The sequence below is a fragment of the Photobacterium damselae genome, assembly GCF_003026815.1.
In the GTDB taxonomy this organism is placed as follows: domain Bacteria; phylum Pseudomonadota; class Gammaproteobacteria; order Enterobacterales; family Vibrionaceae; genus Photobacterium; species Photobacterium damselae.
In genome coordinates this window covers 1-6,638 of record NZ_PYOG01000061.1, presented here as the reverse complement: position 1 = coordinate 6,638, position 6,638 = coordinate 1, and the positions used below count along the sequence as shown (strand labels likewise).

At 36.1% G+C, this 6,638-nt stretch carries 7 protein-coding genes; all 7 read left to right on the top strand.

The genetic code is table 11. The features are described from left to right. Positions 1-81 precede the first annotated feature (81 nt). Positions 82-1,251: a nucleotide sugar dehydrogenase gene (locus CTN07_RS21850; RefSeq protein ID WP_005298201.1), complete on the top strand. Its 1,170-nt coding sequence runs from the start codon at positions 82-84 to the stop codon at positions 1,249-1,251. Between the two features lie 12 nt (positions 1,252-1,263). Then, on the top strand, positions 1,264-2,325 hold the full coding sequence (rffG, locus tag CTN07_RS21845; RefSeq protein WP_005298203.1) for a dTDP-glucose 4,6-dehydratase: 1,062 nt from the start codon (positions 1,264-1,266) through the stop codon (positions 2,323-2,325). 78 nt (positions 2,326-2,403) lie between these two features. Continuing rightward, positions 2,404-3,276 carry a glucose-1-phosphate thymidylyltransferase RfbA gene (gene rfbA, locus CTN07_RS21840; protein WP_005298206.1) on the top strand — a complete coding sequence of 291 codons (873 nt, stop codon included), beginning with the start codon at positions 2,404-2,406 and terminating at the stop codon, positions 3,274-3,276. Positions 3,277-3,288: 12 nt separating this feature from the next. Beyond that, positions 3,289-4,179: a dTDP-4-dehydrorhamnose reductase gene (gene rfbD / locus CTN07_RS21835; RefSeq protein ID WP_005298208.1), complete on the top strand. Its 891-nt coding sequence runs from the start codon at positions 3,289-3,291 to the stop codon at positions 4,177-4,179. 17 nt (positions 4,180-4,196) lie between these two features. Continuing rightward, positions 4,197-4,742, top strand: a complete 546-nt coding sequence (rfbC, locus tag CTN07_RS21830) for a dTDP-4-dehydrorhamnose 3,5-epimerase (RefSeq protein ID WP_005298210.1) — start codon at positions 4,197-4,199, stop codon at positions 4,740-4,742. A 1-nt stretch (position 4,743) separates the two neighbouring features. Then, on the top strand, positions 4,744-5,526 hold the full coding sequence (locus tag CTN07_RS21825) for a glycosyltransferase family protein (protein ID WP_005298212.1): 783 nt from the start codon (positions 4,744-4,746) through the stop codon (positions 5,524-5,526). Continuing rightward, a complete protein-coding gene (gene galU, locus CTN07_RS21820) occupies positions 5,523-6,413 on the top strand; it encodes a UTP--glucose-1-phosphate uridylyltransferase GalU (RefSeq protein ID WP_005298215.1) in 891 nt (296 codons plus the stop codon). The genes CTN07_RS21825 and galU overlap by 4 nt, the downstream gene beginning before the upstream one ends. The last annotated feature ends 225 nt before the right edge of the window (positions 6,414-6,638 follow it).

Below are 6,638 nucleotides of genomic sequence, written 5' to 3'. Positions count from 1 at the left end.
ATTATTATGCGATTTTTAATTGTCTATAGTTTGAATATTATTCTATCTGATGTTTATAATAACATTATTTTAGGTTAAATTATGTATAAAATCGCTATTGCTGGGACAGGTTATGTCGGCTTGTCTAATGCTATGCTTTTAGCACAGTACAATGAAGTTATTGCTGTAGATATTGTCGATGAAAAAATAAGTTTATTAAATGATAAAATATCTCCAATCGTCGATAAGGAAATTGAAGATTTCCTACAAAATAAGTCGTTAAATTTTTATGCTACATTGGATAAGAAATTAGCTTATGAAAATGCTGATTTTGTTATTATCTCTACTCCTACAGATTATGATACTGTAAATGACTTTTTTAATACATCATCTGTTGAAGCTGTTATTAAAGATGTTATGGAAATTAATCCAAATGCAGTGATGGTGATTAAATCAACTGTTCCTGTAGGTTATACTCAACAAATAAAAGAGCAGTATAATTGTAATAATATTATATTCTCTCCAGAGTTTTTACGTGAAGGTCGTGCACTTTATGATAATCTATATCCTTCTCGTGTTATTGTTGGAGAAAAAAGTGAACGTGCAAAAGTATTCGCTAACTTATTAGTTGAAGGTGCCATTAAACAAGATATTCCTGTTCTATTTACAGATTCAACTGAAGCTGAAGCGGTAAAATTATTTTCTAATACTTATTTAGCTATGCGCGTTGCTTACTTTAATGAATTAGATACTTATGCCGCTTCTAATGGTCTAGATACGCGTCAGATTATTGAAGGTGTAGGTTTAGACCCTCGTATCGGTAATCATTATAATAATCCATCATTTGGTTATGGTGGCTATTGTTTACCCAAAGATACTAAACAGCTTCGTGCCAATTATCGTGATGTGCCAAATAATATGATCGGTGCGATTGTTGATGCTAATACTACTCGTAAGGATTTTATTGCTGATTCTATTATTGCTAAAAATCCACAACGTGTTGGTATTTATCGTTTAATCATGAAAGCGGGTTCTGATAACTTCCGTGCATCAAGCATTCAAGGCATCATGAAGCGTATTAAAGCTAAAGGTATTGAAGTTGTTATTTATGAACCTGTATTACATGAAAAAGAATTCTTTAATTCATTAGTCATGGTTAACTTGGCTGAATTTAAACAACAGTGTGATGTTATTGTTTCTAATCGTATGGTTGAAGAACTTGCAGATGTTGCTGCTAAAGTATATACGCGCGATTTATTTGGTGCAGATTAATAGAGAATAAAAATGAAAATTTTAGTAACTGGTGGTGCAGGCTTTATTGGCTCTGCCGTTGTTCGTCATATTATTAATAATACTCAAGACAGTGTTGTTAATGTCGATAAATTAACTTACGCGGGAAACTTAGAATCATTACTTAGCGTTGAAAATGATGAGCGTTACGCATTTGAGCAAGTTGATATTTGTGATCGTGCGGAGTTAGATCGTATCTTTGCTAAGCATCAACCAGATGCTGTAATGCATTTAGCTGCTGAAAGTCACGTAGATCGTTCTATTGATGGTCCTGCAGCATTTATTGAGACCAATATTATTGGTACTTACACCATGCTTGAAGCTGCTCGTCAATACTGGAACCAGTTAGATGCCGATCATAAATCAGCATTTCGCTTCCATCATATTTCTACTGATGAAGTATACGGTGATTTGGAAGGTACGGATGATCTGTTTACCGAAACCACATCTTATTCACCTTCAAGCCCATATTCAGCCTCTAAAGCATCCAGTGATCATTTAGTTCGTGCATGGCTACGTACTTATGGTTTGCCAACTATTGTAACTAACTGTTCTAATAATTATGGTCCATATCATTTCCCAGAAAAGTTAATTCCTTTAATGATTCTTAATGCTTTAGAAGGTAAACAACTGCCTGTTTATGGTAATGGTATGCAAATTCGTGATTGGTTATATGTTGAAGATCATGCATCCGCTCTTTATACCGTAGTAACCCAAGGCGAAATCGGTGAAACTTATAATATTGGTGGTCATAATGAAAAAGCCAATATTGAAGTGGTGAAAACCATTTGTTCACTACTAGAAGAGTTAGTACCTAACAAACCGCAAGGTATTGCTCAATATCAAGATTTGATTACTTACGTGACGGATCGCCCTGGACATGATGTTCGCTATGCCATTGATGCAACGAAAATTGCTGCTGAGCTTGGCTGGAAACCTGCTGAAACATTCGAATCAGGTATTCGTAAAACTGTTGAGTGGTATCTAAATAATGAAAAATGGTGGAGTCGTGTATTAGACGGTTCTTATTCTCGTGAACGTCTTGGTACTAATTAATCCTACCGTATTTTTCAATTTTTGAGTTCTCTATTTTCTATAAAAAGTAGAGAACCGTTTAACGTTGGTTCTATATTTATGAAAGGCATTATTCTTGCGGGTGGCTCAGGTACTCGTCTTTATCCTATTACTCGTGGTGTATCTAAACAGCTATTACCAATTTATGACAAACCCATGATTTTTTATCCGTTATCAACACTAATGTTGGCGGGTATTCGCGATATTCTTATTATTACTACACCTGAAGATAATGAAAGCTTCCGTCGCCTATTGGGTAATGGTGCTGATTTTGGTATCAACTTGGAATTTGCAATTCAGCCATCTCCTGATGGTTTAGCACAAGCATTCTTAATCGGCGAAGAGTTTATTGGTGATGACAGTGTATGCCTTGTATTAGGTGATAACATTTTCTATGGTCAATCATTTAGTCAGACATTACTCAATGCAGCGTCTCGTGAGCATGGTGCGACGGTATTTGGTTATCAAGTTAAAGATCCTGAACGCTTTGGGGTAGTTGAATTTGATAGTGAAATGAAAGCCGTTTCTATTGAAGAAAAACCAGCAGAGCCTAAATCAAATTATGCGGTTACAGGTTTGTATTTCTACGATAACCGAGTTGTCGAAATGGCCAAGCAAGTTAAACCATCCGAGCGTGGTGAGCTTGAAATTACCACATTAAATGAAATGTACTTAAATGATGGCTCATTAAATGTTGAGTTATTAGGGCGTGGTTTCGCGTGGCTAGATACAGGTACTCATGAGAGTTTACATGAAGCGTCGAGCTTTGTAGAAACGATTCAAAACATACAAGGTCTGAAAGTCGCTTGTCTGGAAGAAATTGCATGGCGTAATGGTTGGTTAACTTCTGAACAAATACAAGAGTTGGCGAAACCAATGATGAAAAATGAATACGGTCAATATTTGATGCGTATCACATCTGAAAATAAATAAGAGATTTGCTTTGTGAAAGTATTAATTACGGGGTGCAATGGTCAAGTAGGCAGCTGTCTAGTGGAACAGTTGCAAACTTTCCCGAATACGGAAATCTTAGCCGTTGACCGAAATGAGTTAGATATTACTTCTCAGTATGATGTTATTAAGAGTGTAAATGAATTCAAACCTCATATCATTATTAATGCCGCGGCTCACACCGCAGTTGATAAAGCCGAGACCGAAGTTGACTTATCCTATGCGATTAATCGTGATGGACCGTTATATTTAGCTCAAGCGGCGGAAAATGTTGGTGCTACATTATTACATATTTCAACTGATTATGTATTTTCTGGCGATAAAGATGGTATGTATATTGAAACCGATACAGTAGACCCACAGGGTGTGTACGGAAAAAGTAAGTTAGCAGGAGAGAATGCTGTTCTTGATAATTGTTCCCGATCCATTATTTTACGTACGGCATGGGTCTTTGGTGAGGAAGGGAATAATTTCGTAAAGACAATGCTCCGCTTAGCACAGCAACGAGATGAACTAGGTATTGTTGCTGACCAGTTTGGTGGTCCGACTTATGCTAGAGATATTGCAACAGCATTAATTTCTATTGCCAGAACAATTATAGCTGAAGGTAGTAATTTTGAGTTATCTAAATATGGTATCTACCATTATTCTGGATTACCACATACGAGTTGGTATGGTTTTGCGCAAACTATTTTTGATAAAGCGGTAGAACAAAAAGTATTAAACAAAGCCCCCATTGTAAATGGCATCAAAACTGAAGATTATCTGACACCAGCAAAACGTCCCGCAAATTCAAAGCTTAATATACAGAAAATTACAGAAACGTTTGATATTCAAGCTAGCGACTGGCAGTGTGCTTTAAATCAATTATCCGATTATCAATAATTATTGAGAATAAATAAATGAACGTTATCGAGACTGACATCCCTGATGTGAAAATTATTGAACCAACAGTATTTGGAGATGAGCGTGGTTTCTTTATGGAAACTTGGAATCAAAAGAAATTTGAAGAACTAGTTACAGGTAAGCCAACCCAATTTGTTCAAGATAATCACTCTAAATCTAAAAAAGGTATTTTGCGTGGATTACATTACCAGACAGAAAATACTCAAGGTAAATTAGTTCGCGTTGTTTCTGGTGAAGTATTTGATGTAGCCGTTGATATTCGTAAGAATTCACCGACATTTGGTAAGTGGGTAGGAGTTTACCTGTCTGCTGAAAATAAACGTCAATTATGGGTGCCAGAAGGTTTTGCTCATGGTTTTTATGTAACCAGTGATGAAGCTGAATTTGTATATAAGTGTACAGATTTTTATAATCCAAAGGCAGAGCATTCTATTTTATGGAATGATCTAGACATTGGTATTGAATGGCCTTTGGATAATGCACCAGTATTATCAGATAAAGATAGTAAAGGTACTTTGTTGACGAAAATATCTGGTTTATAACATGAGTGTTTATATATCAGTTGTTTCACATGGTCATAGTGATTTAATAAACAATTTAGGATGTCTTCAGTTACTATCTAAAGATTTTTTTATTATATTAAAAAGTAATAAAGATGGTGATAATTTTTCTGATTTAGCTAAAGAAGAGAAGGTTCATTGGTTAGATAAAGATTATGGATTGGGGTTTGGACATAATAATAATATAAACTATCAATATTGTATAAATGAATTAGGTATGAATAATGATGATCTATTTATAGTGTTTAATCCTGATGTGTTTATGAATGTTGACGAAATTTATAAGTTATTAAGTTTAATGGAAAAAGATCACATTGACTTTTCCTGTATAAATTTATTCAAAGATAAAGAACTTTCTATTTATGATAATTCAATACGAAAGTTCCCATCTTTATTTCAATTTGTAAAATCATTTTTGGGCTTGGGTAACGATACCGTTTTAAATAAAGATCTGATTACATGCACTACTCCGGTGGATTGGGCTGCAGGATCATTCTTAGCTTTTACTGCAAATAGATACAATCAATTAAAGGGTTTCGATGAAAGTTACTTTATGTATTGTGAAGATATAGATATCTGTTATAGAAGTTATAAGCAGGATGTCCCAATTTATTATTATCCTCAAATAAAGGCTTTACACTATGCTAAACATGCTAATAGAAAGTTATTTTCAAAACATATGTATTGGCATATAAGTAGTGTTTTCCGTTTTTTGCTAACTAAAAAAGGGTTAACTAAGAGCGCTTCGACTATAGGTAAAATATGATGTATATTACTAAAGCTGTCATCCCAGTAGCTGGCCTTGGTACTCGCATGTTACCTGCAACCAAAGCAATCCCAAAAGAAATGCTTCCTTTGGTGGATAAGCCGCTAATTCAATTTATCGTTAATGAGTGTGTGAACGCAGGCATCAAAGAAATTGTGCTAGTTACTCACTCTTCTAAAAATGCAATTGAAAACCACTTTGATACTTCATTTGAACTAGAAGCAACCCTTGAAGCGCGTGTTAAGCGTCAGCTGCTTGATGAAGTGCAAAATATCTGTCCAAGAGATGTGACAGTGATGCACGTGCGTCAAGGTCATGCTAAAGGTCTAGGTCACGCAGTATTGTGTGCTAAACCACTTGTAGGTGATGCGCCATTTGCTGTGGTACTGCCTGATGTGATTTTGGATGAATACACCGCAGATCAAAGCAAAGAAAACCTAGCAGCTATGTTACAACGCTATGAAGAGACAGGGGCAAGCCAAATTATGGTAGAACCTGTGCCAATGAGCGATGTATCGAAATACGGCGTAGTAGATTGCAACGGTACTGAGCTTGTAGCTGGTGAGTCTTGCCCAATGACGCGCATGGTTGAAAAGCCAGCGGTCGAAGATGCACCATCAAATTTAGCGGTTGTCGGTCGTTATGTTCTATCTCATAAAATTTGGGATAAGCTTGCGATTACGCCTCCTGGTGCTGGTGATGAAATTCAGCTAACCGATGCTATCGATATGCTAATGGCAGAAGAGACGGTTGAAGCTTTCCATATGAGCGGAAAATCTCACGACTGTGGCGACAAGCTTGGCTATCTAAAAGCATTCGTTGAATATGGTATGCGTCATAAAGATCTTGGTGAAGATTTTAAAGCGTATTTGAAGGCGAATAACTAGTCAGCGAGTGACTAGATTTCGAGTCTTCGCGTAGGCGAGTTTCGAGAAAGAGCGGGTAGAAAGAATATATTGACATCAAACTAAGCATGTTAAAAATTGACCCTGTAAATAATTCTGTGTAACTGTCAAGGTTACATGTACTCAGAGAGTCGGTCTTCGAACATAATAATAAAGCGGTTTAGAGCTTGTCGCCAGTTTCTAATCGGCATCGTCCACTTCTTAGAA